Below are 25,474 nucleotides of genomic sequence, written 5' to 3' on the forward strand. Positions count from 1 at the left end.
GCCGTGCACCCGTAGCCGTACGCCCCTAGCCGTGCGCCCCTCCATCGGCAACCAGGCCGGATCCAGCCGCACTTGATCCCGCCCGTGCCCAACCCAGCCCAGCCCTGCCCAGCCCAGCCCTGCCCTGCCCTGCCGCATCCACCCCCGCCCCGCACCCTCCCCGCACCCGCCGCCCCGGAGGCCCTCATGACCGTCGACGCAGCGCACCCGACGCCGCCCCTTCCCGACCACCCGCCCGAGCGGGGCCCGAGCGCGCCCCGCGATCTGCGCGCCTTGTTCAGTCCCAACGCCGTCGCCGTGGTCGGGGCCAGCAACGACACCTCCAAGTGGGGCAACTGGATCGGCGTGCAGGCCCTGCGGATGCGCGAGCGCCGGCCGGTGTTCCTGGTCAACCGGCGCGGTGAGCCCGTCCTCGGGCAGCCCGTGTACCCGTCCATGGCCGCGCTGCCCCAGCAGGTGGACCTCGCCGTGATCGCCGTACCCGCCGCCGGGTTCGAGGCCGCCGTCGACGACGCGCTCGACGCCGGGGCCAAGGCCGTCGTGGCGATCACCGCCGGGTTCGCCGAGACCGGGCAGGAGGGGCGGGAGGTGCAGACGCGGCTCGCGGAACGGGTGCGCGCGGCCGGGGCCGTACTGCTCGGGCCGAACTGCCTGGGCGTGCTCGACAGCAGCAGCGGGCTGTGTCTGTCGTCCAATCCGCTGCCGCCCGGACCCGTGGGGCTGATCTCGCAGAGCGGCAACATGGCCCTCGAACTCAGCCGCATCCTCGCCGAACGCGGCCTCGGCTTCTCCCGGTTCGCCTCGCTCGGCAACCAGGCGGACATCACCGTCGCCGACCTGATCCGCGCCTACACCGTGCACCCCGAGACCGAGCTGATCGCCGTCTACAGCGAGGACTTCGGGGACGGCCGGGACTTCGTCGCCGCCGCGGCCGCGGCGAACGCCGTGGGCAAGCCCGTCGTTCTCCTCACCATCGGGTCCAGCGCCGCGTCCGTGCGCGGCGCGCAGTCCCACACCGGGGCCCTGGCCAGCGACAGCTCCGTCATCGACGCGGCCTGCCGGGCGGGCGGCGTCGACCGGGTGGCCAGCCCGCGCCAGATGGCCGGACTGCTCGAATCCCTGCACCTGTTCGGCGCCGCCCCGGCCCGCCGCACCGCCGTGCTCGCCGACGGCGGGGGCCACGCCGCCGTCGCCAGTGACCTCGCCGAGGCGCACGGCCTGACCGTCCCGGAGTTCTCCCCCGGCCTCGCGGCCGACCTGCGCGCCGAGCTCATCCCGTCCGCGGGCGTCGGCAACCCCGTGGACCTCGCGGGCGCGGGCGAGCGGGACATCACCTCGTTCCCCCGCGCCCTGCGCGTCCTCCTCGACGCGCCAGAGGTGGAATCGGTCCTGATCACCGGCTACTTCGGCGGCTACGGCGAGTACGGGCCCGACCTTGCCGCCGCCGAACTCGCGGCCGCCACCGAGATGGGCGAGCTCGTCCGGCACCGCGCTAAGCCGATCGCCGTGCACACGATGTTCCACCAGGGCGCCGCCGCCGAGGAGTTGCAGCGGCTCGGCGTCCCGGTGTTCCGGGCCGTGGAGGAGGCCGCGCGCTCCCTCGGCATGCTGGCCCGGCACACCCCCGTCGCCCCGGCGGTCCGCGAACTGCCCGCCCCCGCGGCCCCGTTGACCGACGACGGCTACTGGGCCGCCCGCGAGCTGATGCGCACCGCGGGCGTCGACTTCCCCGCGGCCCGTCGCGTCGGCACGCCCGACGAGGCGGTGGAGGCGGCCCGCGCGATCGGCGGCCCCGTCGTCGTCAAGGCGCTCGGGCTGCTGCACAAGTCCGACGCGGGCGGCGTGGCGCTCGGCCTGCGCACCCCGGAGGCCGTGCACGCCGCGGTCGTGGACATGGCCGGCCGCCTGAACCCTCCCGGCTACTGCGTCGAGGCGATGGCCGACCTGAGCGAGGGCGTCGAACTCATCGTCGGCGTACGGCAGGACCCGCGCTTCGGGCCCGTCGCGATGGTCGGCCTCGGCGGGGTCACGACCGAGGTACTGCGCGACGTCGCCTTCGGCCTCGCCCCGCTCACCCCCGCCGCCGCCCGCCGGCTCCTGGCCGAGCTGCACGCGAAGGCCCTGCTCCACGGGGTGCGCGGCCGGCCTGCGGTCGACCTGGACGCGGTCTCCCGCACCGTCGCCGCGATCACCGAGGCCGCCGCGGCCCACCCGGAGATCGCCGAACTGGAGGTCAACCCGCTGCTCGCCACCCCGTACGGCTGCCTCGGTCTGGACGCCCGCGTCGTCCTCGGCTGACGCCTGCCCCGCCCCCGTATCGGAACCCTCAACTCAGGAGGAAACACAGTGGAGTTCACCCTCACCCCCCGGCTCGCCGAGCTCAAGGAGCGCGCCGCCTCGCTCACCGGCAAGATCATGCCGTACGAGGACGCGTGCGAGCACGACAACGGCCTCTCGCCGGAGGCGCACGCGGCGATCCGCGAGGAGGTGCTCGCGCACGGCCTGCAGGCCGTCAACATGCCCGTCGAGTGGGGCGGCGCCGGGCTTTCCGTACTGGAGCAGGTCGTCGTGCAGGACGAGCTCGGCAAGCTCACCAACGCGCTCTGGGACGCGGTCTGGCGGCCCGCCAACTGCCTGCGCGCCTGCACCCCCGAGCAGCGGGAGCGCTACCTGATCCCGGACATCCTCGGCAACCGCCGCGACGCCGTCGCCATCACCGAGGAGCACGCAGGATCGGACCCGTCGCGGATCACCACGACGGCCACCCGGGACGGCGACGGGTACCTCATCAACGGCGAGAAGTGGTTCGTCACCGTCGGCGACGTCGCCGATTTCCTGATCGTCCTCGCCTATGTGCGGCCGGACGACGAGCCGACGATGTTCCTCGTCGACAAGGACACCCCCGGCATCTCCGTGAAGCGCACCCCGCGCTACACCCACACGTTCGTGTACGAGCACCCGGAGTTCCTCTTCGAGAACGTCCGCGTCGGGCCGGAGGCCGTGCTCGGGCGGATCGGCGAGGGGTACGACCTGACGCGCGACTGGTTCACCGAGGAGCGCCTGATGATCGCGGCCCGCACCATCGGCGCCGCCGAGCGCGCGCTGCGCCTCGCCGTCGACTGGGCCAAGGAGCGCGAGCAGGGCGGGGATCTCCTCATCAACCGCCAGATGATCCAGGCGTACATCGCCGACTCGGTCACCGAGATCGCCACCAACCGGGCGTTCACGCACCAGGTGGCCTGGGAGTTCGACCAGGGCGGCGACCGCAAGACGCTGCACGCCAAGGCGGCCACCGCGAAGCTCGCCGCGTCCGAGGCGTCCAACCGGATCGTGGACCGCTGCCTGCAGATCTTCGGCGGCCGCGGCTACATGCGGGAGAACGCGGTCGAGCGGCTGTGGCGCGAGCTGCGCGTCGACCGCATCTGGGAGGGCACCTCCGAGATCCAGCGCCTGGTCATCGCGAACGAGGCCGCCAAGCGCGGCCTGGACGACCTGCTGTCCTTCACGACGCGCACAGGCAGTGCGGTCAGCGCGAACGGCACGACCAGCCCGGCGAGTTGAGCCCGCCACTCCTTCCTGTACCGCCGCACACCGAGCCCGCACCGCCGTCGGCGGCCCCCTTCACGACCGGAGACACCCACGCCATGTCCCCCACGACCGCCGAGCCCGCCCTCGCCGACGGCGCCGTCACCGTCCAACTCCGCGGCGCCTCCCGCGACATCGCCCTCATCACCCTGAACCGCCCGCGCAAGCTCAACGCGCTCTCCACCCACATGGAGGCCGCGCTCCTCGACACCCTGCGCAGCAGTGATGTCACCGGGTCCCGTGCCGTCATCGTCACCGGCACCGAGTGCGCCTTCTCGGCCGGCGCCGACACCGGCGAGCTGCGCGACATGACCCCGCAGGCCATCGCCGCGTACTACCGCGGATCGGGCGCCGTGTACGAGGAGTTCGCGGCGCTCCCCCAGCCCACGGTCGCCGCGATCAGCGGCTACTGCATGGGCGGCGGCCTGGAGCTCGCCCTCGCCGCCGACTTCCGTGTCGCCGCCCCGGACGCCGTGTTCGCGCTCCCGGAGATCGGCCTCGGCATCCTGCCCGGCTCCGGCGGCATCGCCCGTCTCGTACGCGAGGTCGGCCCGGCCCGCACCCGCGACCTGGTGCTGCGCGGCCGCCGCTTCGACTCCCAAGAGGCTTACGCCTGGGGCCTGTTGACCGAGATCGCCGAGGACTCGGAGGCCGTGACGGAGCGTGCCCTGACCCTCGCCGCCAAGCTCACCGCCCATACGCCGCTCGCCCTGGCCCTCGCCAAGCGGGTGGTGGACGCGGCGGCCGACGCCCCGAAGGAGACGGCGCTGCTCCTCGAACACCTCGCGTACGCGGCCCTCAACCGGACCGGCTGAGGGCCGCGCGCCGCACCGCACCACAGGGGGAAGCCCAGCCACCGAACGCGACCACGACCACCGCACCCGTCGCCCGTACTCCCGGTACTCCCGTACGCCCGTACACCCCAGGAGGTCCACCCCATGACAGTCACCACGTCGAGCACGGGGCATTCCCCGCAGCAACCGGAGCCCGCCCGCTCCGGCCGGCGTCCCGTCGTCGAGACCCGGTCCATCGACTACGTGCCGCTCGCCGAGCGGCACGGGAAGGTCTGGCACCTCTTCCCCGTGTGGTTCGCGGGCGACGCCCATCTGGCCACGGTCGCCACCGGCGCGATCGGCGTCGCCCTCGGCGGCAACCTGATCTGGACGGCGATCGCCATCGTCCTCGGCAACGCGCTCGGCACGTTCTTCATGGCGTTCCACTCCACGCAGGGGCCGCAGCTCGGACTGCCGCAAATGGTGCAGTCCCGGCCGCAGTTCGGCTTCGTGGGGGCGCTGCTCGTCTGGATCGTCGCCCTGGTCACGTACATCGGCTACACGGCCTTCAACCAGGTCCTCGTCGGCTCCACCATGGAGCATCTGGCCGGCACGCCCGTGGGCGTCAGCTATGTCGCGTACGCCGCGCTCGCCATCGTCCTGGCGATCGTCGGCTACGACTTCATCCACCGGGCCTCACGCTGGCTGACGTATCTGATGACGGCGGGCCTCGTCGTCTTCTCCGTCGGCGTCCTCGTCGTGGCGCCGTTCTCCGCCGACCAGTTGGACCTCGGCGCCTTTACGCTCGCCCCGTTCCTGATCCAGCTGTTCCACGCGGCGGTGTACCAGCTGTCCTGGTCGATCTACGTCTCGGACTACTCCCGCTACCTCCCGCCGACCGTGGGCGTGCGCTCCTCGTTCTGGTGGACGTACCTCGGTGCGGGCTTCGGCGGTACGTGGATGATGCTGGTCGGCGCGGTCGCGGCGGGCCTCTTCCCGAAGCTGGGCCTGGTGGAGCAGATCATCCACGCCGGCGACACCGTGCTCCCCGGCCTGGGCGTGACGCTGCTCGTGATGTCCGTCGCCCCGCTCGTCACCATCGGCACCCTGAACTTCTACGGCGGCAGCCTGACCCTGCTGTCCTCCATCGACTCGGTGAAGCGCATCCCGCTCACCCTGACGTCGAGAGTCGCGACGCTGCTCGCGCTCGGGGTGGCCTCCACCGCCCTGGCGTTCAGCTCCAGCGACGACTTCCTCACCACGTTCGGGCACTTCCTGATCGTGCTCGGCATGCTGTTCACCCCGTGGACCGCGGTGAACCTGGTCGACTTCTACGTGGTGCGGCGCGGCCACTACTCGATCCGCGAGATCTTCAACCCCCAGGGGATCTACGGCCGTTGGAACTGGCGCGGACTGACCGCGTACGGCGTCGGCTTCGTCGCCATGCTGCCGTTCGCGGTCATCGGCGACCTGCACGGGCCGCTCGCGCACTGGGTGCGCGGCGCGGACGTGACGATGCTCGTCGGCCTCGCCGTGTCGGCCGTCCTGTATCTCGTCCTGTGCCGCTCCCTCGACACGGACGCCGAACGCGCGGCGGTGACGGCCGCCGACGAGGGCCTGGAGCCGGCTCTCCAGGACCACCACAACTGACCGTCCCCGACCGACCGTTCACGACGGTGGTCACTCCCGCCCTTCTCCCGTCACGGGCCCCATCTCCTCGGCCCAACGTCGACTCCAGTCAGCCAGCGGGTTCAGCGCCTCGACAAGATCCTGGCCGAGCTGGGTGAGGTGGTAGCCATCGTCGTGCAGGGCGAGCAGGCGGGCGCCGGACAGCTCCTCGATCCGGGTGCTGAGCACGCTGGAGGACATGCGCTCGCAGCGGCGCTGCAATTCACGGAAACCGGCCGGAGCTTGGCTCAGTTCCCACAGGATCCGCATCGTCCAACGCCGCCCGAGCAGGTCGAGTGCGGCCATCACCGGACGACCCGATTCGGACCCCCGCACCGGCACACCCGGACGTGGCGCTCCGGCTTCCATACCGACTCCTTGCGCTTCGATTATCGAAGCATCATAGTGATTCGAAAAGCGACACTGGAGGTTCCATGCCGAAGGGCTACTGGGTCAGCGCCTACCGCACCATTTCCGACCCCGAGAAGCTGGCCGCCTACGACAAGCTGGCCGGTCCGGCCGTCGAGGCCGGGGGCGGCCGGCTCCTCGCTGCCCTCGGCAATCGAGTCGTGGCGCATGACGCCGGAATCGCCGAGCGCACCATCCTGATCGAGTTCGACAGCTTCGAGCAGGCCGTCGCAGCACACGAGAGCGCCGCCTACCAGGAGGCGCTGGCCGCCCTCTCCGACGGCGTCGAGCGCGACTTCCGCATCGTCGAAGGCACCGACTGACCGAGGTCCGGTCGTGCTGGCGGTGCGTCAGAGGGCGGCGCGCTTCAGCAGGCCCTCGTACGCCTCGGGGTCGTCGTCCGTGATGACGGGCCAGCCGATGCCGTACGCGCCCTCCCCAGCTCACCTCGATGCCGGGGTTGGCGTGGTCGGTGCCGTCGGCCCGGTGACGTGCCGGCTGCCGCGCCGGCGCCCCGACAGCGCGCGGACGCGGCACGCAATCACGAGCAGATCCTGGCCGCGGCCCAGCGACTGTTCTCCGAGCAGGACCCGCGCACCGTGACCATGGGCCAGATCGCGAAGGCAGCCGGCGTCGGGCGGGCCACGCTCTACCGGAGCTTCCCCGATCCGTCAGCCGTCGCCGTGGCCCTGCTCGACGAGCACGAGCGGCGCTTGCAGGCGCAGTTGGTCCACGGGCCGCCCCCGCTCGGGCCGGGCGCACCCCCCGCCGAGCGCCTGGCCGCGTTCTGTCTCGCGACCACCGACCTGCTGGAGCACCACCTCCCGCTGGCCCTCGGCGCGGAGTCGGGACCGGCCCGGTTCACCACCGGCGCGTACGGGTTCTGGCGCGTCCATGTGCTCGCACTGCTGAAGGAAGCGGGCATCGCCGACCCCGACGCGGTCGTGGACCTCCTGCTCGGCCCGCTCGCGCCGGAGGTCTACCAGTTCCAGCGGCACACCCGCGGCCTGAGCCGCGAGCGCATCGCACAAGCCCTGAGCTGGACGGCACGCAGGGTTCTCGACCCGCGGACCTCGGGGTGACCCACGGCGGCCGCTTTGCGTACCGGCAGGGCCAGTTGAGGGTCACGTCGGGGGTGCAGCCGGGTCGACGTCCGTGCCAGCGGGGCCGGTTGAGGGAAGAGCGCGGCCACATCGACCGGCCTCGGTGGGCAGGAGTCGGGGGGGGACCACCCCGTGGCCTGAGGGTGTGTCGGCGCAGATGGCTACTCTGTGAGCGAGTTGGCAGCTGTGCACGCAGGAGGGGGCAGCGCCTCACCAGGCCTGAACAGGCCGGGACGCCGCCACGGGACGTCGCGTCGCCCACGCCGGACACGGCTGCTCACCGAAACCAGCAATCGTGGTGCAGGTCACACCTCTTGGGCGATGAACCGGCCCGCTCAGCGTGGTCCATCCGTACGCAACGGCAGATCGGCAAGCGTGAAGGGCACCATGCGGAAGATCATCCACTTCGTCCACACCTCGCTGGACGGCAACGTCGAAGGACCCAACGGTGAGTTCGACTGGCCGGTCATGGGGCCGGAGCTGTCCGCGTACTCCTTCAGCCTGATGGAGCGGGCCGACACCTTCCTGTACGGCCGCCCGGTTTGGGAGATGATGGCCGGCTACTGGCCGAACGTCGAGTCCATCTCCGACGACCCGCACGACCTCAAGTTCGCCCCGATCTGGCGCGACAGCCCCAAGGTCGTGTTCTCCCGCACGCTGACTGAGCCCGGCCACGGCGCACGCGTCATCAACGGTGAGAACCTGGTCGAGCAGGTCAACGCTCTCAAGGCAGAGCCGGGCAAGGACCTGCTGCTGATGGGAGGCGCCTCCCTGGCCGCCGAGCTGACTGCACACGGCTTGATCGACGAACACCATGTCGTCGTGCATCCGGTCGTTCTCGGCGGCGGCAAGGCGCTCTTCCCTGCGACTGCGAAGCGACGGGACCTCCGGCTCGTCGAATCCCGGACCTTCGACTCCCGGACCGTGCTCCTGCGCCATCAGCCCGCGCCACAGTGATGTGGTCCCAGGCGCATCCGGGCAAGGGGCCATTGGCCGCTTCCCTGTTACGCCTGAGCGGGACGGCCGTCAGGGGAGGTCGGCAAATCGGCGAGCCAGTCCTGTAGTTCGCGGTGGCGGAACTGGTAGGCGGTGCCTGCGACTCGGAGCAAGCCGGCTTCGGTCGCCCAATGCAGGAACCTGCGCAGCCTCCAGGGCAGGGCCTGCGGACCGCGACGGGTGCACAGCAGAAGAGCGAGGTAGCGCACGCCCGTCCCGCCGAGCCCGCACAGCAGCCCCACACCGACCCCGGCAAGCACCCCGAACAAGGGTCCCATCATGCCCCCGAACAGGACGCCGATCGGGACTCCGAACAGGAGGGCGGCGGTGAGTTCGGCGACGACGACGCTGCGCGGCGAGTCCATGATGTCGACCGCGTCCACCCTGCCCCCGGGCCGGATCATGAGCCACACCAGCAACCCGAACATCAGCAGGAACGACAGGCCCACGACGTCGTCGGGCTGGATCTGCAACACGAGCACGTATCCGAGTCCTGTCAGTAGCACAGCTACGACCAGCGACGCTGTTCTCCATCGAGCCCGCGGAGCGCGCAACTGCCTTGGGCCGACCCGTGGACGGTCCGGCCACGGCTGGATCCACACGTGGCCGTTCACCCGCAACAACGCGATGAACAAGGGCAGGACGAACAAGATGAGCACAGGGATGGCGTCAAACCCCCATACGGACCACCGCATCCCCAGGGCGCACACGCCCGAGACCGTCATGGCGACGAGTACGGCCTCGACGATGCGAGGGCGGCGTGCGCCGATCAGGGGCCACAGGTCGTGCGGGACCAGGTCGGTGCCGGAGAGGGGCCGACCGCCGACCGTGCGGCCGGTGGCCGTGTTACTGCTGAGGTAGGTGGCCAATACCCCGAGCCAGGCCCGGACTTGCTCAGGAGCGTAGGTTCTGCCCGACGGGGTGCGGCGACGAGCCGTGGTGGCCAGAACGAACAGCCCGAGCAGGTGATCGCGGACCGCCCGATCGGTGCCCAGGGCGGGGTCGAGCAGATCCTGCGGCTCACACAGATAGGCACCCGTGACCTCGTCACGCTGCTCGTAGACGGTCACGGCCAGGGTCAGTCTCCAAGGAGTGCAGAAGGCCCGCGCCAACGCCGAGGACGGAGCCCGCTCAAGGGCGTACAGGAGCGGCTCCCAGCGCGTCGTGTTCTCCACACGCTCGTGCACGAACCGACGCACCTGGGCCGGGCTGACCTGCGTGATCTCGATCCGGGCCGCATCCTGAGCCCACACCTGGACGGCTTCCAACGCCTCGTACTGCTCGCTGCGGCAGGTCAGCACCACGTTCGCCTTCGCCCGACCCTGCTGAAAACCATTGAGCACGGACAACGCCTGCCGTGCCGGGGACCCGTACCCGGGCGTCTCCTCGGCGGCCAACTCATCCAGCCCGTCGAGGACGGGGAGGATGAGCCCGGCGTCCATCAACGCGGTCGCGGTGGTGCTGGAAATCCCTGAGTAGGTGTCGACCAGGTGCCGGCACACCCACGCCCGTACGGCTTGGGCCGCCGCGTCCGGATCGCGGTTCCCTGTTACGGCTCGGCTCCCGGCCCCGGCGGCAGGAGCAGGCAAGGTGGCCCAAGAGGCCAGCGGCAGCCGTACGGGAACGGGGTCATCGGGCTTGCGGTCCTGCAGCAGGGCGAGGATGAGCTCGACGGCGAGGACGGTCTTGCCCGCCCCTGGCGCTCCGGTGATCACCAGACGCCCCGGCTGCAGCCGCCGGTAGTAGCTCGCCACCTCACTCAGCCGCCCCACCGCGGCAGCGCCCGCGGCGTTGCGTGACATCGCGGGTCTGGATTCGAAGCGCACGTCGATCGTCTTGCTGTCCCCACCGAGCAGCCGTGCCCACGCGTTGCTCTCTGCCTGGCGCACCGCCACAGCGAACTGGCCCGCCATGGCCACCACATCACGCTCCTGATGGCGCAGCGTCCGCCAGGACATCCACCCCGACAGGCAGGCGGACACAAGACTCGGCAAGCCGACTCCTGCCCCGAACGGATCCGCATCGCCCCACTTCACCGGGAGGACCGACATCACCGCCACACCCGTCGCCACCACGCACACCAGCCCCCAGACCCATGCGTGCGCCCGTTGCTTGCCCATGACGAAGAGCATGCAACGGGCGGAGAGCGAAAGCGACGAATTCCGGAGAACGAACACCGAGCAAGGGCAAGGACCTTCACCGACGCGGCACTCAGGAACTGAGCAAACGGATCGGCCGGAAGGGGATCAGCCCCAGCCGGTCGTTCAACCCGGTTCGGCCGTGGTGAGGTGGGTGAGGGCACAGCGCCACTCGCCCCCGCGCCGCACGAACACGTCCGTCGTCCACTCGTCGGCGTCGAACCGCTGGCCGCGGAAGTGAGCCGTGTTCGTCGTACGTCCGGTCACGACGGCCGTGTCCCCGGCATCGCCGTAGACGCGGACGCGAGGCGCTTCGGCGGTCTGCATCGCGGAGTGGGTCAGGTCCCCGGACCGGATGTGGCCGAGGAACTCCTCCCGTGTCCCGACGCCCCGACCGGCGACGATCACCCAGTCGTCCGTCATGAACGCGCCGATCCGGTCAGGGTCGTTGGAGACGATGGCCGCCGCCCACTCCCGCTCCAGCGCGATCAACCGGTCAGGCACATGCTCGCTTTCGCTCATCCCTGCACGCTAGGACGCGCGGCAGACCCGGCTACGGCACCGGGGCGGCATGTCGGTGCGCCCGTCGTGGCTGTCCCGCGCAGGGTGACGCGCAGGGTGTGACGCGCAGGGTGTGACGCGCGCCGGGCCGGTGGCGCAGTCGAAGGTGAGCCGACTGGTCATCGGCGAGTGCATCCGTAGGGCACCCCCCTCCGAACTACGGATGAGCGCCCCCGGCGCGGACGCGGCCGACAGCCCGTCCGCGCCGGTGCGGGTCCCCGAGTGCGGCGCCGATCCGGAGCGCTGCACGGTCGGCGGTGCTCGGAACGTGGCAGTCGCGAGCGCCGACCTTGAGTACGCGTACGGACCCGGCAGTGCGGGAGGCGGGAGAACTGCCGGGGTGAGGCAATGAGCCGACGGACGCGATCGGTAGGCCGTTTGTCAGTGGCGTCCGGCAGCATCTCCCCTGTGAAAACGCCCCGTACGACCCCGCCGCGGCCGCTCGACGTCACCGCGCTCTTTCCCCAACTGGCCCCGCTGGCACGCACGGTGACCCGGCTGCACCCCCGCCCCGCGTCACCGACACCGACGCCGCGCGACAGTTCGGTCGGCGGGCCGCTGCTCTGGCCCGCCGACGAGCCGTGGCCGTACTGCGACCGCCTGCACACCTGGGACGGGATGAACCCGATCCTCTCCCCCGACGACGTGCGGTCGCAGCGTCGCATACGGGCGGCCGTGGACAGCCGCCTGCGCGTCGACCCCAACCTCCCTCCCTCCGCGTACTGCACCCCTGAGGAGCGGGCGGAGCTGGACCGGATCAAGGCCGGCCGTCCGTGGCCCGAGGGTCCCGTCCCGCTGCTGCCCGTGGCCCAGTTGTACGTACGGGACGTTCCTGGCCTGCCCGCGCCCGCAGGGGCGGATCTGCTGCAGGTCCTGTGGTGCCCCTTCGACCACCCGCCGGAGAACTTCATGCCCAGGACCGTGCTGTTCTGGCGGTCCGAAGCCACGATCACCGACGTCCTCGCCGCCCCGCCGGAGCCGCCCGCGGTGCAGTTCGACGACTACGTGCCCGAGCCGTGCCTGCTCGCGCCGGAGCAAGTCACCGAGTACCCCCACTCCTTGGAGCTGAGCATGGAGCTGCGCGGGCAGATCGAGGACTGGAGCAGCTGGCAGGCGGCCGAGCCCGCGGTGGACGACGCCTACGCCTCCTACCCGCAGGAGTTCTACGACACCGCGCTGTCCGTCGCCCCCGGCTGGAAGGTCGGCGGCTGGGCCCCCTGGGGCCTCACCGACCCCGTCCCCCGGTCCTGCCCCGCCTGCGCCACCGAGATGGTCCCGCTGCTGACCATCGCCACCTTCGAATGGGACGACAGCACGCGTAGTTGGATCCCGGACGAAGCCGCGCCCGCCCCGACCCGACCGACCGCGGTCCAGATCGGCCGAGGCTACAAACAGCAGCTCTACGTCTGCCCGGCAGCACCGGAGCACCCCCACACCGAGCTGATGCAGTAGCCGGGCACGTGTCGGCCCCTGGCCGGCGTTTTCGTCCGGGTACGCGTCAGCCGACCCGACGGCCGAGCGCCAGCGTCAGTTCGAGGACCCGTTGGGGCGATGCGAGGTCCGGGAACAGTTCCCGCAGCTGCGACATCCGGTACCGGACGGTCTGGGGGTGGACGAACAGCGCCGCCGCCACGTCGTCCCGCCTGCCCTGGTGCAGCAGCCACTCCCGCAGCGTCTCCTCAAGGCGTCGCGCGGTCGCGGGAGGCAGGGTCCGCAAGGGTGCGAGGGCTCGGGCGCGCAGGTCCGCGTACGCGTCCGCGTCGGCGCTCAGCACCAGCTCGGGCAGGTGGTCCTCGGTGTCGCGGATGTCGGCGGAGAGGGAGCGGGCGCGTACGGCTCGTGCGTACGAGGCGGACGCGCGCGTCCATGGCCGGGCGGGGCCGACCACGGCGGTGCGGTCGGTCAGTTGCCGCAGGAGACGCGGTCGGTCGGCGTCGGGGACGAGGAGGACACCGGTGGCGTCCGGGAGATCGTCGAGGACGAGGGTGCTGGGGTCGAGCGCGCGGTAGGCGGGCCAGGCCTGGGCGGCGGGCAGCAGGACCGCGGTCAGCGTGTCCGGGGGCTGCCACCCGACCCGTTGAGCAGAGGCCTGCACCACGTCCGGGCTCGCGCCGGCGAGGAGGTCGCGGGCCAGGTGTTCCAGGTGGCGTTCGTGGGCTCGGCCCCGGGCGGCGAGTTCGTCGGCGTGGCCCGCGGCGCTGGCGGCGGAGAGCTCGTCGATGTAGGCGAAGGTCAGCTCGGCGAACTTGGCGACCTCGGCGGCGGGCAGACCTGCGGGTACGGCGCCTTCCGCCAGGCATCGCCAGGCCACGCGGGCGCCGACGCGGTAGGCGCTGAGCAGGGCGTCCATCGACCGGCCGTCGCGGACCTCGCCGCGGCCCAGTTCGTAGGCCGCGTCGCCGGCGTCGCCGCCGGTGGCGTTGCCGCTCGCGAGGTCGAGGTAGTGGCCCAGGGCGGTGCGGACGGCTCGGCGGATGGTGCCGCCCATGCGGCCCGAGAGGGCGTTGGCGTAGGGCGGGACCTCGTCGATGATCGCCTGGACGACCTCGTCGGCGGTGGTCCGCAGCGTGGCCCGTAGTGCTGTGACCGTCGTCTCATCCAGGGCCAGTTCGCTGGCCCTCCGGATCGCTTGGCTCACGTTTTTGTCCCCTGTGAACAATTCTGCCGACCAAATTTACGTCCTACGGTCAGGACTTTACGCCTTGAAGCGCAGCAAGCTGGGGCCATGACGAGTACAGCCCTCCGCAGCAGGGCGTGGAAACTGCTGGAGATGGTCACGACGCCGCTGCTGCCGTCGGACTATCTCGACCTGGTCAGCCCGCTGCGTGCGGGCGCCGACCTGCGTGGCCGCATCGAGGCCGTGCGCCCCGAGACGGCCGACGCCGCGACCGTCGTGATCAGGCCGGGCCGGGGCTGGCGCGGCCACACGGCCGGTCAGTACGTACGGATCGGGGTCGATGTCGACGGGGTGCGCCTGTGGCGTGCCTACTCCCTCACCTCGCCCACCGACCGCGAGGACGGCCGCGTCACGATCACCGTGAAGGCGATCCCGGACGGCAAGGTCAGCAACCACCTGGTCCGCAGGGCCGCACCGGGCACGCTGATCCACCTCGACCAGGCGACCGGTGACTTCGTACTGCCGCAGGCCAAGCCCGCCAAGGTGCTCTACCTGACGGCCGGCAGCGGCATCACGCCCGTGATGGGCATGCTGCGCGACAGCGAGTCCGATGCCATCGACGACATCGCCATGGTCCACTGCGCGCCGCAGCCGCAGGACGTGATCTTCCGCGACGAACTGCACGGGCTGGTCGCGGAGGAGAAGCTGCGGCTCACCGAGGTGCACACCGACACGGACGGCATGCTCGACATCGCCCGTCTCGACGCACTCGTGCCCGACTGGGCCGAGCGCGAGACCTGGGCGTGCGGGCCCGCGGGCCTGCTCGACGCCGCCGAGGAGCACTGGACCGCCCACGGGGTGCGGGAGCGTCTGCACACCGAGCGCTTCCGCCCCAGCGTCGTCGCCGCGGGCGACGGCGGCGAGGTCACGTTCAGCACGACCGGCAGGACCGTCGACGCGGACGGCGCCACGCCGCTCCTCGACGTCGGCGAGGAGGCCGGCGTGCTCATGCCCTCCGGGTGCCGCATGGGCATCTGCTTCGGCTGCGTCACGCCCCTGAAGGCGGGCGCCGTCCGCGACCTGCGCACCGGCGAGATCACCGAGGGCGAGCCGGGCGTCCTCATCCAGACCTGTGTGTCCGCCGCGGCGGGCCCCTGCGACATCGAACGGTAGGAACACCTTGACCGCCATCGACCCCACCGCCCACCTGACCGCGGAGCAGATCGAGGAGCTCGGCCGCGAGCTGGACGCGATCCGCGACGAGGTGATCGCCGACCGCGGCGAGAAGGACGCCGCGTACATCCGCAAGGTCATCTCGGCGCAGCGCAAGCTCGAACTGGCCAGCCGGGGCGTGCTGTTGTTCTCGTTCTTCCCGCCCGCGTGGATCCTCGGCACCGCAGGGCTTTCCGTGGCGAAGATCATGGACAACATGGAGATCGGCCACAACGTCCTGCACGGCCAGTGGGACTGGATGCGGGACCCGAAGATCCACTCCACCACCTGGGAGTGGGACCACGCCTCGCCGTCCGACCAGTGGAAGCACTCGCACAACGAGCTGCACCACACGTACACGAACGTGATCGGCAAGGACAACGACCTCGGCTACGGCATCATGCGCGTCGACGAGGACCAGAAGTGGCACCCGTTCCACCTCGGCCAGCCGCTGTGGAACTTCGTCAACGCGTGCTTCTTCGAGTACGGCATCGCGGCGTACGACCTGGAGCTCGGCAGGAACCTGAGCAAGCGCCGCCGCAAGAACCCGGAGTTCCGCGCACGGGCGAAGGCCGTGGGCCGCAAGATCCGCAAGCAGGTGCTCAAGGACTACGTGATCCACCCGCTGCTGTCCGGCCCCTCCTTCATCACCACGCTCGCCGCCACGTTCACCGCGAACGTGGTCCGCAACCTCTGGACCCACTCCGTGATCATGTGCGGGCACTTCCCCGAGGGCGTGCAGGTCTTCGAGCGCCGGTCGATCAAGGGCGAGACGCGCGGCCAGTGGTACCTGCGCCAGATGATGGGCTCGGCGAACATCAGCGGCAGCAAGGCCATGCACTTCATGACCGGCAACCTGTCGCACCAGATCGAGCACCACCTGTTCCCGGACCTGCCGAGCAACCGGTACGCCGAGGTCTCGGTGAAGGTGCGCGCACTGTTCGAGAAGTACGAGCTGGAGTACGTCAGCGGGCCGCTGCCCAAGCAGGTGTTCTCCGCCTGGCGCAAGGTCTTCCGGCTCTCGCTGCCGAACAAGAACCCCAAGGTCAAGACGCCGGACCGCGAGAAGGAACTCGTCGCGGCCTGAGTCCTGGCACTCGGTTCCTTCCGCCGGACCGGGCGGCGCCCGGCTGCGGCGTCGGCCGCTCCGGCTCCAACTGCTGTTCGGCTTCGGCGAGTTCGGTGATCTGGTGGCTGCGCAGGTGTTTCGTGGGCCGCGCCGGAGTGCCAGGATGCCTTGCCTGAGAGTGTTCTCGGCGCGGCCCCGCAAGGTGGGGCCGCATGTGCTGTGGCGCGCTGCGTTACGGCACTGCCGAGGGCGTGGTGACGGTGGGGAGCGTGGGGCGTGTTCGTCGGGCGGGATCGGGAACTGGCCGAATTGCGGAGCGCGTTGAAGGTGCAGCGGCTGATCACACTGACCGGCACCGCCGGGGTCGGCAAGAGCCGACTGGCCCGGCAGGCGGTCGAGCGCGAACAGGCCGCCGGCGGTGACGAGAGCTGCTGGGCCGACCTGTGGCAGCTGGCCGACGAGCGGATGCTCGCGGCCCTGGTCTCGGATGCGTGCGGGTTGTCCGACCACACGCCCCGGATGCCGTTGGACGTCATCGTCCAGTGGATCGGCGAGCGCGAACTGCTGATCGTCCTCGACTCCTGTGAGCATGTGCTGCCCGCCTGCCGGCAGTTGGTGGAGACGCTGCTCGCGAAGTGCCCGCAGCTGACGATCCTGGCCACCAGCCGGGAGGTGTTCCACCTCGAGGACGAGCACGTGATGGTGGTCGAGCCGCTGCCGTGTGCGACGGACGCCGCGGAACTCTTCCTGCAGCGCGCGGAGCAGATGGGCGTGGTGCCGCAGCCCGGTGAGCTGAACCATGTGACCGAGCTGTGCACGTATCTCGACGGGCTGCCGCTGGCCCTGGAGTTGGCGGCCGGGGCGCTGCGGCACAGCAGTATCGAGGATCTTCTGCGCCGTCCGCGGCACGATCTGCAGCGTGAGGAGAGCGATCCGGTACGCGTCCCGTCGCCACGCCGGCACGAGGTGCTGCGTACCGCCCTGGGGTGGAGTCACGAACTGTGCACGCCCAAGGAGCGGCTGCTGTGGGCCCGCCTTTCGATCGTGCTCGGACACGTCGACGCGCCGACGGCGGCCGCGCTGTGCGCCGGCGGCCCGCTGACCGCGGGTGATGTCGAGATCGCGCTGGCGGGCCTGGTGGACAAGTCGGTGGTCACCCGCCGCGGCGAGCGCTATCTGCTGCTCGACACGGTGCGCGAGTACGGGCGCATGTGGCTCACCGAGCTCGGGGAGCTGGACAGCATGGCCACCGCCCACGCCGCCCATTTCCTCGCCCTGGCGCGGCAGGCCGACTCCACGTGGACGAGCGCCGAGCAGACCGGCTGGTACCGCACGATCAAGGACGCCCATCCCGATCTGTGCGCGGCGCTCGACTACTTGCTGGAGCACCGCGTCGACGATGCCCTGGAGCTGGCCACGCTGACCGGCTTCTACTGGACCTGCTGCGGCCATGCCCACACCGCCCAGCAGTATCTGGGCCGCGTGCTGCAGGCCGGGGACAGCGGACATCAGACGCTGATGAGGCAACGGGCCATCTGGGCACTGGGGTTGACGCATCTGCTGCAGGGCAACCACGCCACCGGAAACCATCTGGCCCGTCAGTGTCTGGCCCTGGCGCAGGGCGAACAGGATCCGTCCGGGCTGCTGCGCGCCGCCTATCTGCAGGCCATGAGCGACCTGTTGCGGGGCAACGCCCGTGAGGCCCTCGACATGCTGGACGGCACCCTGCAGACCGCGCACGAGGAGGGCGGCGACACGGAGCCGGCCGGGCACGCGGTGAGGATGTGCCGGATGCTGCGGCTGTTCGCGCTGACCGGTGTGGGTCTGCTGGAGGAGAGCCAGGAAGCGGCCACCGCTCTGCGCGCCCAGTGCGTGGCCATGGGCGAGCACTGGGTCCGCTCGTACACCGACTACCAACTGTGTGATCGCGCTGCGGGACCAGGACGGTGCAGCGGCCCTGGACCACGCCCGCTCGATGCTCACCTCCAAGCAGCAGATCGGCGACACCTTCGGGATCGCCCTGGGCCTCGACATGCTGGCCGCGTCGTACTCGGCCAGCGGCGACGGGCGCTCCGCGGCACTGGCCTCGGGAGCGGGGCAACGGCTGTGGGAGGCGGTCGGCCACCCCCAGCGCGGGGCGCCGGACGTTCAGCCGCTGCGCGAGTTCGGCGAGAGCACCGCACGCCAACTGGTCGGCGCCGGCGCCTACGAGACGTACCACCGCCAAGCCGCCCACGCCGATCCGGGCGCGATGCTGGCCTGGGCTGCGGGTGGTGAGGCTCCGCTGTAGGCGGGCAGGCGGGCGTGCGCGCATAGGTGGGCGGGCTTGTACGCATAGGCGGGCGGGCTTGCGCGCGCTGGCCCGTACCGGCCCCAAAGGAGCCTAAAACCGATAAGCAGATCACTTGTCGTGCGCCCGCCCTCCCTCCCAAAACCCCCTTGGGGGGCGGGACTTGAGGGGGGCGCACGGTAGTGAAACTCCGCGCATGAATTCGACCGGGCGCGCCTCTTGCCGTAAAGGGCTTTCCAAGATCCACCACTGGTAACTTCCGGCATCGTGATCAATTCGTTCAGGAATGCTCCGGGGTACGGGCCCTGCAACGCACCCGGCCCTGGGCACCAGGCCGCCGTCCGCCCCGCCCTGTTGCGCCCCTGCGAACCCGACGGCCGGGCCGCACTGAAAGCGCTGCTCGCCTCCGGATCCGTACGGGAGGTGCATGACCGCATCGACGAGCAACTCGTAGAACTGGCGCGCTGTCTGCGCCCGGGTGACGACCTGTCAGGGGCGCGCCTCGAGGCCGCTGTTGAGGAGCTGACGGACGGCGTCGAACCCGGCCGCCACGGCACGTGGGCCTGGTATCCGTGGTCCGGGCGGCTGGTGCACCTGCTGCCGTGCGAGCAGTTCCGGCGGGTGCGCACGGACCGCAACCGCGACAAGATCACTGCCGTTCAGCAGCAGAGTCTGCTGGAGCGGCGGATCGGGGTGGTCGGCCTGTCCGTGGGCAACAGCGCCGCGCTCACCTGCGCGATGGAAGGCATCGGCGGATCGTTCCGCCTGGCCGACTTCGACACCCTCTCCCTGAGCAACCTCAACCGGCTGCGCGCCGGAGTCCACGATCTGGGCCTGCCCAAGACCGTGCTGTGCGCCCGGCAGATGTACGAGATCGACCCCTACCTCGACATCGAGCTGTGGCACGACGGGCTCACCGACGACACCATCGAGGCGTTCTTCGGCGACCCGGAGCACCCCCTCGACCTGCTCGTCGAGGAGTGCGACACCCCGTGGGTGAAGACCGCCGCCCGCGAGCACGCCCGCCGGCGCCGCGTCCCCGTCCTCATGGACGCCAACGACCGTGGCCTGCTCGACGTCGAGCGCTTCGACCTCGAGCCGGACCGGCCGCTGTTCCACGGCCGTGCGGGAGACCTGAGCGCCCGCGAGGTGCGCGCGTTCCCGCCCTCGGACGCCCTCGCCCACCTGCTGCGCATCTGCGACGAGAGCCGCCTCAGCCCGGCCAGGACCGACGCCCTCCCCCGGATCGGCAGCACCTTGTCCAGCTGGCCCCAACTCGCCAGCGGGGTCATGCTGGGCGGCGCCCTGGTCACGGACACCGCACGCCGGATCCTGCTCGGAGAGCTGGTCGCGTCCGGCCGCTACTACGTGGACCTCGAAGCCCTCATCGCTCCGCGCGACAACCCCGACACCGCCGACACCCCCGACACCCCCGACACCGCCGCCGACGCGGACCGCCCGGCGGATCGCCCCGCGGCTGTCGGCCGCCCCATGGCAGGAGCCACCCGGTGAACCGGCTGCCCGAACTGCACGGCGAACACCTGTGGTTGCGCGAGCTGCGCGTCACCGACCTGGTGCCCTTCGAGCGCATCCAGACCCACCGGCTGCTCACCCGCTACCTCGGCGTCGACCGTATGGACGCCCGTCAGGCCCAGGACGCCTTCGCCCAACACCTCGCCCAGCTCTACACGCATCCGCGACGCAAACACACCATGGCCGTGTGCCCGCCCGGCCAGGACACCATGGTCGGCACCATGGGCCTGCTCATCGAGGAGTACGGCCGCAACGCCATGCTCACCAGCCTGGTGCTGCTGCCCGACGCCCCGGTCCGCGGTCACGGCCACGAAGCAGGACGCCTGTTGATGGCGTACGGGTTCGGCCCGCTGGGGCTGCACCGCATCTGGGCCGGGCATCGCGCCGACCACACCCGCATGGAAGACGTCATGCTCGCCGCCGGCCTCCGACCCGAGGCCACCCTGCGCCAGCTGTTCCACACCCAGGGCCACTGGCACGACGTCACCACCTACGCGGCGCTGGCCCCCGAGTGGACCGCGCAGGCCACCCCCGCCGAACGCGCCATCCTCCACGGCGCCCCGCCGGACTCCGGCACCGGCACCGGCACGACGCCGGCTCCCACGCTCGGCGAGCGCGCCGGCGCCAGGTGAAGGCCTTCGGGACTGCGGCCCGGTGACGACGCGACACCCCAGTGTGGATCCGGGCCTTCGGCAGTGCCCTTGCGAGGGCGCCTCGCCCTTCCGGCAGCGCGCCGCCGCCGCTCAACGCCGCCGCTCAACTGCCCGGCGAGAAAGCCGACTTGGGCCTGCTTCGTAAGGCCACGAGGGTGGCGCAGACCACAGTGGCACCAGCGATCGTCGCGATTACACTCGCAGGCAGCGTCGCGTGCCGGTGGCGGACGGATCGTCAGGCATGGAGGCGTCGTATCGGAAGGTGGCTACGGCCATTCCCACCCCCATTTCACAGAAGATCACCCTTTACCCCGCCGAGGACCGGTTCTCCGGCCCCCGACCTGCCGTCCTCGTCCTGCCCGGCGGCGGCTTCCGGGAACTTCCACCACACGAGGGCGAAGGCTACGCACGCTGGCTGTCCGGCCTCGGCATCCACGCCTTCGTTCTCTCCTACCGGCTGCTGCCGGACCGGTTCCCGGCCCCGCTCGAAGACGCCCGAGCCGCGTTGGCCCACATCCGCGACGGCGACCACGGCCTCGACATCGGCCGGGTCGGCGTCATCGGATCAAGCGCCGGCGGCCAACTCGCCGGCCTGCTCATGACCGGCCAGGTCCTGTCCATCGAGGAAGGCGTCGCCGACCCGCCCCGACCGGACTTCGCGATCCTCGCCTACGCGTTGGCCGACCTCGACCTGCTGCCACCTCCGGTGGTCGAGAACCTGCTCGGCGACCTGCTGCCCATCAAGGACGAGCTGTCCCCGGCCAAGCATGTCGACGCGTCGGTGTGCCCGACCTTCGTATGGGCCACCGCTCAGGACCCGCCGGGCCTGCCCAACGCCCTGGAGTGGACCCGGGCGTTGGCGGCTGCCGCGGTACCGGTGGAGTTGCATGTCTACCCGGCCGGCAGCCACGGCATCGGCCTGGCCGACGGCGTGGAATACGGCGGCGAGCCGCACAAGTTCATCGCGCGCGAGCCGCACACCGCGTCCTGGACGACCGCATGCGCGGCCTGGCTACGGCTGGAGGGCGTTCTCGCCGACTGACCGCGTCACCGCCGGAGGCGGGGCGGTGCTGCGGCCGGCCGGCACCCAGACGTCGGCCGGCCGGGCGCCGGCCCGTCCGGCGCGTGCACGCACGATCGCGAGCCGCCCGTGCTGCAGGCTTCGACACGTGGCACCTCGTTGTTCACCTCCAACGAGAGCGACGCTAGGGGGCGTCTCTCCGATCTTTGCGGATCAGGCCGCGGCGTCTGGTGCGTGCTCTCGGCGTGCGCCCGGATCTCCCTCGTACTGGACGTACTTGGGTGATTCGGGCGTGCGGCGATGGGGGTACCTCCCTGCTTGAGCGCAGCCGAGAGCTTGGGGGAGCGTGCCAGGCGTCGCGGACCCGCAAAGATCGGGGAGACGCCCCCTAGAGCCGAATGTCTCGCAGTCGAGGAAGGTCTGCCCAAACCGCCGCCGTATGACTCGGGTCGAATATCGCGTGGTACCCGCCGGTGTGCCAGAAAAGCACCGGGCCCTCGATCGTTTCCTTGCGCGCCATATCGATGAATGCGGCGACCGCTTTCGCCGTGTACACCGGGTCGACCACGATTCCCTCGAGCCGCGCCATGAGGTCGATGGCCTCCGTGACGCCTACGGCGGGCTTTCCGTAGCCCTCCCCCAAGTAGTCCTCGGTCAGCTCGATGTCTGAGGCAGCAATGCGAACGGTGGGCGCGATAATTTCGGCCGCCTCGTTCGCGAGCCGAAGGTAATTCCCCGGTACGTCGTCATACACCTCCCCCGCGACAACGACGCCGATGATGCGGGTCGACCTCTGGCGGAGCGTTCGCCCCAGTGCGAGTCCCGCATGCGTGCTGCCCGCCGAGCTGGCGTGCACGATCGTACGGAACGCCGCGCCCTGCTCCGCCATCTGCTCTTCCGCTTCGATGTAGGCGCGCGCGAAGCTCGCCGCACCACGGCCGGTCGCCGAACCGATGGGCAGTCGGTGGACCCGCTCGCCGGCCGCCTCCAGCTCGCGGACGACTTCCTCGGTCAGCCGAGCGAGTTCCCCCCAGGAAACGTCGCCGACAAGACGGAGATCGGCCCCGAAAAGGGCATCGAGAAGAAGATTTCCCACGGGCTCTTTCGGCTCGTCGTGGCAGAGCACGAGAGTGCACTTCATTCCGATCGAAGCTGCCGCGGCGGCAGCCGCACGAGTGGCGTTGGAATGGCGCGAGCCTTCGGTCACGATATGCGTGGCGCCCAGCGCGCGTGCGTGCGCGAGCTCCGTCTCCAGCTTGCGCACCTTGTTCCCTGCGAGGCCCACCGAGCCCAGGTCGTCGCGCTTGGACCAGACCTCCACGCCGAGCTCATCGCTCAGCCGAGGCAGGAACTGCACGGGCGAGGTGAAACCCCGCAGGTCGATACACGGCAATTCGATGTGGTGCTGCGCTGTATTCATGCTCGCAGAATCTAGATATCCCACTTCATATGCACAACCACATCAAATTCAACCAAGCAAATGCACAGACAAAGACCTACTCTGCGGTGTAGCGTCCGCCATATGCACAGCCTTGATGCGGTTGACGCCCGGATCCTGCTCGCCCGGGACAGCTCGCCCGAAGCCTCACTGATCGAGATCGGCGCGCGACTGGGGGTTTCGCGGAACACGGTGCACGCACGCCTGAAGAGGCTCCGCGACAGTGGAGCGCTGGACACGCCCAGCGCCTCCCTCTCCCCGGCAGCCGTCGGCCGCCCTCTGCTGGCCTTCGTGTCCCTGTCCGTGTCGCAGCAGCAGATCGACTCGGTCCATACGGCGATCGGCGCCATTCCAGAGGTCGTCGAAGCGCACACCATGACAGGAGACGCGGATCTCATGCTCCGAGTGGTCGCGCGCGACACCGTTGATCTGCACCGGATCACGCAGGCGATTCAATTGGCGCCCGGCGTGCAGCGCAGCAGCACCTCGATCGCGACGACCGAGGTCATCCCCCACCGAATGTCTCTTCTCCTGCATCGACTGGCGACAGACGATGCGTGACAAGCACGGGATGACGTTCCGGTAGCCGCAGGCCGGCGGGAAGTGTCGCGGCTAGCGCTTCAGGCTGCCCCTGCGAGGTCGAGGAGGCACTCCTGAGCCACCCGGCGATCGCGGAAGCAGCCGTCATCGGCCTCCCGCATCCCACACGGCGAGGAGGTCTGTGCCCAGCAACAAGGTCCTCAAGCGTGCACTGCGCCGCCTGTACGACGGTGAGGCGGCGTGCACGGACTGAAGCGTCCGGTGTGCCGGTTCGACCACGGACTGAAGCGTCCGGTGTGCCGGTTCGACCGCCATCGGCCGGCACGCACCGTCGCCGCAACCGCTCAACTCGCCGCAGCTGCACGTCAGTTCAGGCCACACCTGCACCCATGCTCAGCTGATCCGATCGCGCGGCCGTGGGAGGTCGTCCGGCCCCCGCCGGAGGAGAGCCGGGACGTCACGCCTGAGCGCGGACGATGGCCCCCCCATCCACGGCGGTGACCTCGACTCCGGTCAACTCGACGCCGTCGCCCTTGAGGTGAACGGCGTCCGACCCTCGGCCTTCAGCGTGGATGCCGCCGTCGGCGCGCAGGTCACCGAGTTCGCCGTCGATGTCGACCGTGACCAGGTGGTCGCCTCGGGTGGCGATGCGTCCGCCCACTGCGGCCTGTCCGACGCGCCCGCCCGGCTTGATGCTCAGGGCGATCGCCTGCAGTTGGACCTGGACGCCGCGGACCAGGCTGGTTCCGGTGCCGCCGGAGGTGGTCAGGTCGCCGTGGACCTCCAACCGCGGCAGCTCCTTGGTGATCTGGATCCCGATCGCGCCGTCGCCCGTGGTGGCGATGGAGTCGAACGAGGCGTGCCGCAGCGAGCCGTCGTAGAGGTTGAAGCCGCGCGCTCCGGTGCCGTGGGTGGTGATCGGTGCCCGCACGTCCAGTCGGCCGAGGTCGCTGAAGTTGACGAACCCGATGCCGCTGGGCCCGTGCGAAGTCACCGGCGCGGTGGCGGTCCAGGTCTCCACCCGGCCCCAGTTGTCCAGCACCATGTCGTTCTGGCCGTGGGTGGTGACCGGACCCGCGTTGATCACCTCGTCCACCACTGCGCCACAGATGACGAACACTCCTCCGCTGATCAGGTCCGGCGTGCCGGCCGGGATACCGCCGTCGGTGTGGATCTCTCCGGTGCGCAGCATCGACACCCGCACGGTGCCGCCGTCCGCTGCCCCGTTCCAGTCGCCATGTCCCCCGACGAAGACGCCGCTGCCCCGTACCGGGCGGTCGGCGCTGCCCGCGGCCACATCGAGCAATTCCGCGGTGATCTCGACGGCGCTGTCCGGCTGCTGGTTCCACAGCGTGAAGGCGCCTTGCAGGGCGTCCACGCCGAAGCCGTGCGGACGCTCCATGCGCCCGCGTACGTCGGCTGCCTCCACCGCCAGGCCGGCGACCTGGACATGCCCGGAGCGCACCGCGTCGCGGGCCAGGAGCAGCACCTGTCCGCTGGTGCGTACGGCGCGCAGCACCAGGGTGCCGAGATCGGCCACCGAGACGTCGTTGAGGATGGCCGTCTCATGTTCGGGGCTGCGGATCGTGACGTCCTCCAGGACGTTGTCCCGGGTCAGCCGGACCCCCTTGGCGCCGAATTCCAGGGTGCCGCCGCGCAGCCGCACCCCCGGCGCCAGCGTGATCATCGGCATCCCGCGCAGCACGCCGTCGACCTCGATGGCCGGCTCCTGCCGGTCGACCGCCGCCACCAGCTCGGTAGCCGTTGACACCCGAGTCCAGTCGCCCACCACGGCCTCCTCATAAGGCGCTATACGCAGGAATTTGTCCTCTCTCACGAAACATCAGCCACCGAGGCCTCGCGAGCCCG

The 25,474-nt window shown here is 70.7% G+C and carries 22 protein-coding genes; 16 read left to right on the top strand and 6 right to left on the bottom strand.

The window, feature by feature from the left end; translation table 11 throughout:
- Positions 1-186 precede the first annotated feature (186 nt).
- The 4 genes from QIS96_RS05420 to QIS96_RS05435 all read left to right on the top strand — a co-directional run bounded on the left by QIS96_RS05420 (position 187) and on the right by QIS96_RS05435 (position 6,008).
- Complete coding sequence (locus tag QIS96_RS05420) at positions 187-2,298, top strand: acetate--CoA ligase family protein (RefSeq protein WP_282541211.1); 2,112 nt, start codon at positions 187-189, stop codon at positions 2,296-2,298.
- Positions 2,299-2,346: 48 nt separating this feature from the next.
- Positions 2,347-3,561: an acyl-CoA dehydrogenase family protein gene (locus tag QIS96_RS05425; RefSeq protein ID WP_282541212.1), complete on the top strand. Its 1,215-nt coding sequence runs from the start codon at positions 2,347-2,349 to the stop codon at positions 3,559-3,561.
- Positions 3,562-3,644: 83 nt separating this feature from the next.
- Complete coding sequence (locus QIS96_RS05430) at positions 3,645-4,400, top strand: enoyl-CoA hydratase/isomerase family protein (protein ID WP_282541213.1); 756 nt, start codon at positions 3,645-3,647, stop codon at positions 4,398-4,400.
- Positions 4,401-4,523: 123 nt separating this feature from the next.
- Positions 4,524-6,008, top strand: coding sequence for a purine-cytosine permease family protein (locus tag QIS96_RS05435; RefSeq protein WP_282541214.1), 1,485 nt, complete (start codon positions 4,524-4,526; stop codon positions 6,006-6,008).
- A gap of 30 nt (positions 6,009-6,038) precedes the next feature.
- Here QIS96_RS05435 and QIS96_RS05440 read toward each other — a convergent pair whose 3' ends face one another.
- Positions 6,039-6,395, bottom strand: a complete 357-nt coding sequence (locus QIS96_RS05440; protein WP_282541215.1) for a winged helix-turn-helix transcriptional regulator — start codon at positions 6,393-6,395, stop codon at positions 6,039-6,041.
- Positions 6,396-6,460: 65 nt separating this feature from the next.
- Here QIS96_RS05440 and QIS96_RS05445 point away from each other — a divergent pair, with 65 nt between their 5' ends.
- The 3 genes from QIS96_RS05445 (at position 6,461) to QIS96_RS05455 (ending at position 8,494) form a co-directional block, all read left to right on the top strand.
- Positions 6,461-6,757, top strand: coding sequence for a DUF1330 domain-containing protein (locus tag QIS96_RS05445; RefSeq protein ID WP_282541216.1), 297 nt, complete (start codon positions 6,461-6,463; stop codon positions 6,755-6,757).
- A 168-nt stretch (positions 6,758-6,925) separates the two neighbouring features.
- Entirely contained in the window at positions 6,926-7,516 is a 591-nt protein-coding gene (locus QIS96_RS05450; protein WP_282541217.1) for a TetR/AcrR family transcriptional regulator, read from the top strand.
- A gap of 408 nt (positions 7,517-7,924) precedes the next feature.
- Positions 7,925-8,494: a dihydrofolate reductase family protein gene (locus QIS96_RS05455; RefSeq protein WP_282541218.1), complete on the top strand. Its 570-nt coding sequence runs from the start codon at positions 7,925-7,927 to the stop codon at positions 8,492-8,494.
- Between the two features lie 47 nt (positions 8,495-8,541).
- Here the strand turns inward: QIS96_RS05455 and QIS96_RS05460 are convergent, their stop codons facing one another.
- Entirely contained in the window at positions 8,542-10,665 is a 2,124-nt protein-coding gene (locus QIS96_RS05460) for an NACHT domain-containing protein (protein WP_282541219.1), read from the bottom strand.
- A 132-nt stretch (positions 10,666-10,797) separates the two neighbouring features.
- A complete protein-coding gene (locus tag QIS96_RS05465; protein ID WP_282541220.1) occupies positions 10,798-11,193 on the bottom strand; it encodes a nuclear transport factor 2 family protein in 396 nt (131 codons plus the stop codon).
- 447 nt (positions 11,194-11,640) lie between these two features.
- On the opposite strand from QIS96_RS05465, the gene QIS96_RS05470 reads away from it, so the two are divergent.
- Positions 11,641-12,684, top strand: coding sequence for a hypothetical protein (locus tag QIS96_RS05470; RefSeq protein ID WP_282541221.1), 1,044 nt, complete (start codon positions 11,641-11,643; stop codon positions 12,682-12,684).
- A gap of 46 nt (positions 12,685-12,730) precedes the next feature.
- Here QIS96_RS05470 and QIS96_RS05475 read toward each other — a convergent pair whose 3' ends face one another.
- Positions 12,731-13,870, bottom strand: coding sequence for a PucR family transcriptional regulator (locus QIS96_RS05475; RefSeq protein ID WP_282541222.1), 1,140 nt, complete (start codon positions 13,868-13,870; stop codon positions 12,731-12,733).
- Between the two features lie 87 nt (positions 13,871-13,957).
- Here QIS96_RS05475 and QIS96_RS05480 point away from each other — a divergent pair, with 87 nt between their 5' ends.
- The 6 genes from QIS96_RS05480 to QIS96_RS05505 all read left to right on the top strand — a co-directional run bounded on the left by QIS96_RS05480 (position 13,958) and on the right by QIS96_RS05505 (position 21,648).
- A complete protein-coding gene (locus QIS96_RS05480) occupies positions 13,958-15,022 on the top strand; it encodes a ferredoxin reductase (RefSeq protein WP_282541223.1) in 1,065 nt (354 codons plus the stop codon).
- Between the two features lie 7 nt (positions 15,023-15,029).
- Positions 15,030-16,148, top strand: coding sequence for a fatty acid desaturase family protein (locus QIS96_RS05485; protein WP_282541224.1), 1,119 nt, complete (start codon positions 15,030-15,032; stop codon positions 16,146-16,148).
- Between the two features lie 258 nt (positions 16,149-16,406).
- A complete protein-coding gene (locus QIS96_RS05490; protein WP_282541225.1) occupies positions 16,407-18,407 on the top strand; it encodes an ATP-binding protein in 2,001 nt (666 codons plus the stop codon).
- 280 nt (positions 18,408-18,687) lie between these two features.
- On the top strand, positions 18,688-19,932 hold the full coding sequence (locus QIS96_RS05495; RefSeq protein WP_282541226.1) for a ThiF family adenylyltransferase: 1,245 nt from the start codon (positions 18,688-18,690) through the stop codon (positions 19,930-19,932).
- Positions 19,929-20,585: a GNAT family N-acetyltransferase gene (locus tag QIS96_RS05500; protein WP_282541227.1), complete on the top strand. Its 657-nt coding sequence runs from the start codon at positions 19,929-19,931 to the stop codon at positions 20,583-20,585. Before QIS96_RS05495 ends, QIS96_RS05500 begins: the two co-directional genes overlap by 4 nt.
- A gap of 283 nt (positions 20,586-20,868) precedes the next feature.
- Positions 20,869-21,648: an alpha/beta hydrolase gene (locus QIS96_RS05505; RefSeq protein ID WP_282541228.1), complete on the top strand. Its 780-nt coding sequence runs from the start codon at positions 20,869-20,871 to the stop codon at positions 21,646-21,648.
- Between the two features lie 367 nt (positions 21,649-22,015).
- Here the strand turns inward: QIS96_RS05505 and QIS96_RS05510 are convergent, their stop codons facing one another.
- Positions 22,016-23,047: a 1-aminocyclopropane-1-carboxylate deaminase/D-cysteine desulfhydrase gene (locus QIS96_RS05510; protein WP_282541229.1), complete on the bottom strand. Its 1,032-nt coding sequence runs from the start codon at positions 23,045-23,047 to the stop codon at positions 22,016-22,018.
- A 102-nt stretch (positions 23,048-23,149) separates the two neighbouring features.
- Here QIS96_RS05510 and QIS96_RS05515 point away from each other — a divergent pair, with 102 nt between their 5' ends.
- On the top strand, positions 23,150-23,626 hold the full coding sequence (locus tag QIS96_RS05515) for an Lrp/AsnC family transcriptional regulator (RefSeq protein ID WP_282541230.1): 477 nt from the start codon (positions 23,150-23,152) through the stop codon (positions 23,624-23,626).
- A gap of 107 nt (positions 23,627-23,733) precedes the next feature.
- Positions 23,734-24,006 (top strand): hypothetical protein, encoded by a 273-nt coding sequence (locus tag QIS96_RS05520; RefSeq protein ID WP_282541363.1) that lies wholly within the window; start codon positions 23,734-23,736, stop codon positions 24,004-24,006.
- 56 nt (positions 24,007-24,062) lie between these two features.
- On the opposite strand, the gene QIS96_RS05525 is transcribed toward QIS96_RS05520, so the two are convergent.
- Entirely contained in the window at positions 24,063-25,394 is a 1,332-nt protein-coding gene (locus QIS96_RS05525) for a hypothetical protein (protein ID WP_282541231.1), read from the bottom strand.
- Positions 25,395-25,474 lie beyond the last annotated feature (80 nt).

The organism is Streptomyces cavernicola, assembly GCF_029968035.1.
In the GTDB taxonomy this organism is placed as follows: Bacteria; Actinomycetota; Actinomycetes; order Streptomycetales; family Streptomycetaceae; genus Streptomyces; species Streptomyces cavernicola.

Bases quoted from the DNA above. Each gene is read 5' to 3' on its own strand.
- QIS96_RS05420 (WP_282541211.1), top strand. From the start codon at position 187: ATGACCGTCGACGCAGCGCACCCGACGCCGCCCCTTCCCGACCACCCG.
- QIS96_RS05430 (WP_282541213.1), top strand. From the start codon at position 3,645: ATGTCCCCCACGACCGCCGAGCCCGCCCTCGCCGACGGCGCCGTCACC.
- QIS96_RS05435 (WP_282541214.1), top strand. From the start codon at position 4,524: ATGACAGTCACCACGTCGAGCACGGGGCATTCCCCGCAGCAACCGGAG.
- QIS96_RS05440 (WP_282541215.1), bottom strand. From the start codon at position 6,395: ATGGAAGCCGGAGCGCCACGTCCGGGTGTGCCGGTGCGGGGGTCCGAA.
- QIS96_RS05445 (WP_282541216.1), top strand. From the start codon at position 6,461: ATGCCGAAGGGCTACTGGGTCAGCGCCTACCGCACCATTTCCGACCCC.
- QIS96_RS05455 (WP_282541218.1), top strand. From the start codon at position 7,925: ATGCGGAAGATCATCCACTTCGTCCACACCTCGCTGGACGGCAACGTC.
- QIS96_RS05460 (WP_282541219.1), bottom strand. From the start codon at position 10,665: ATGCTCTTCGTCATGGGCAAGCAACGGGCGCACGCATGGGTCTGGGGG.
- QIS96_RS05465 (WP_282541220.1), bottom strand. From the start codon at position 11,193: ATGAGCGAAAGCGAGCATGTGCCTGACCGGTTGATCGCGCTGGAGCGG.
- QIS96_RS05480 (WP_282541223.1), top strand. From the start codon at position 13,958: ATGACGAGTACAGCCCTCCGCAGCAGGGCGTGGAAACTGCTGGAGATG.
- QIS96_RS05510 (WP_282541229.1), bottom strand. From the start codon at position 23,047: ATGAATACAGCGCAGCACCACATCGAATTGCCGTGTATCGACCTGCGG.
- QIS96_RS05515 (WP_282541230.1), top strand. From the start codon at position 23,150: ATGCACAGCCTTGATGCGGTTGACGCCCGGATCCTGCTCGCCCGGGAC.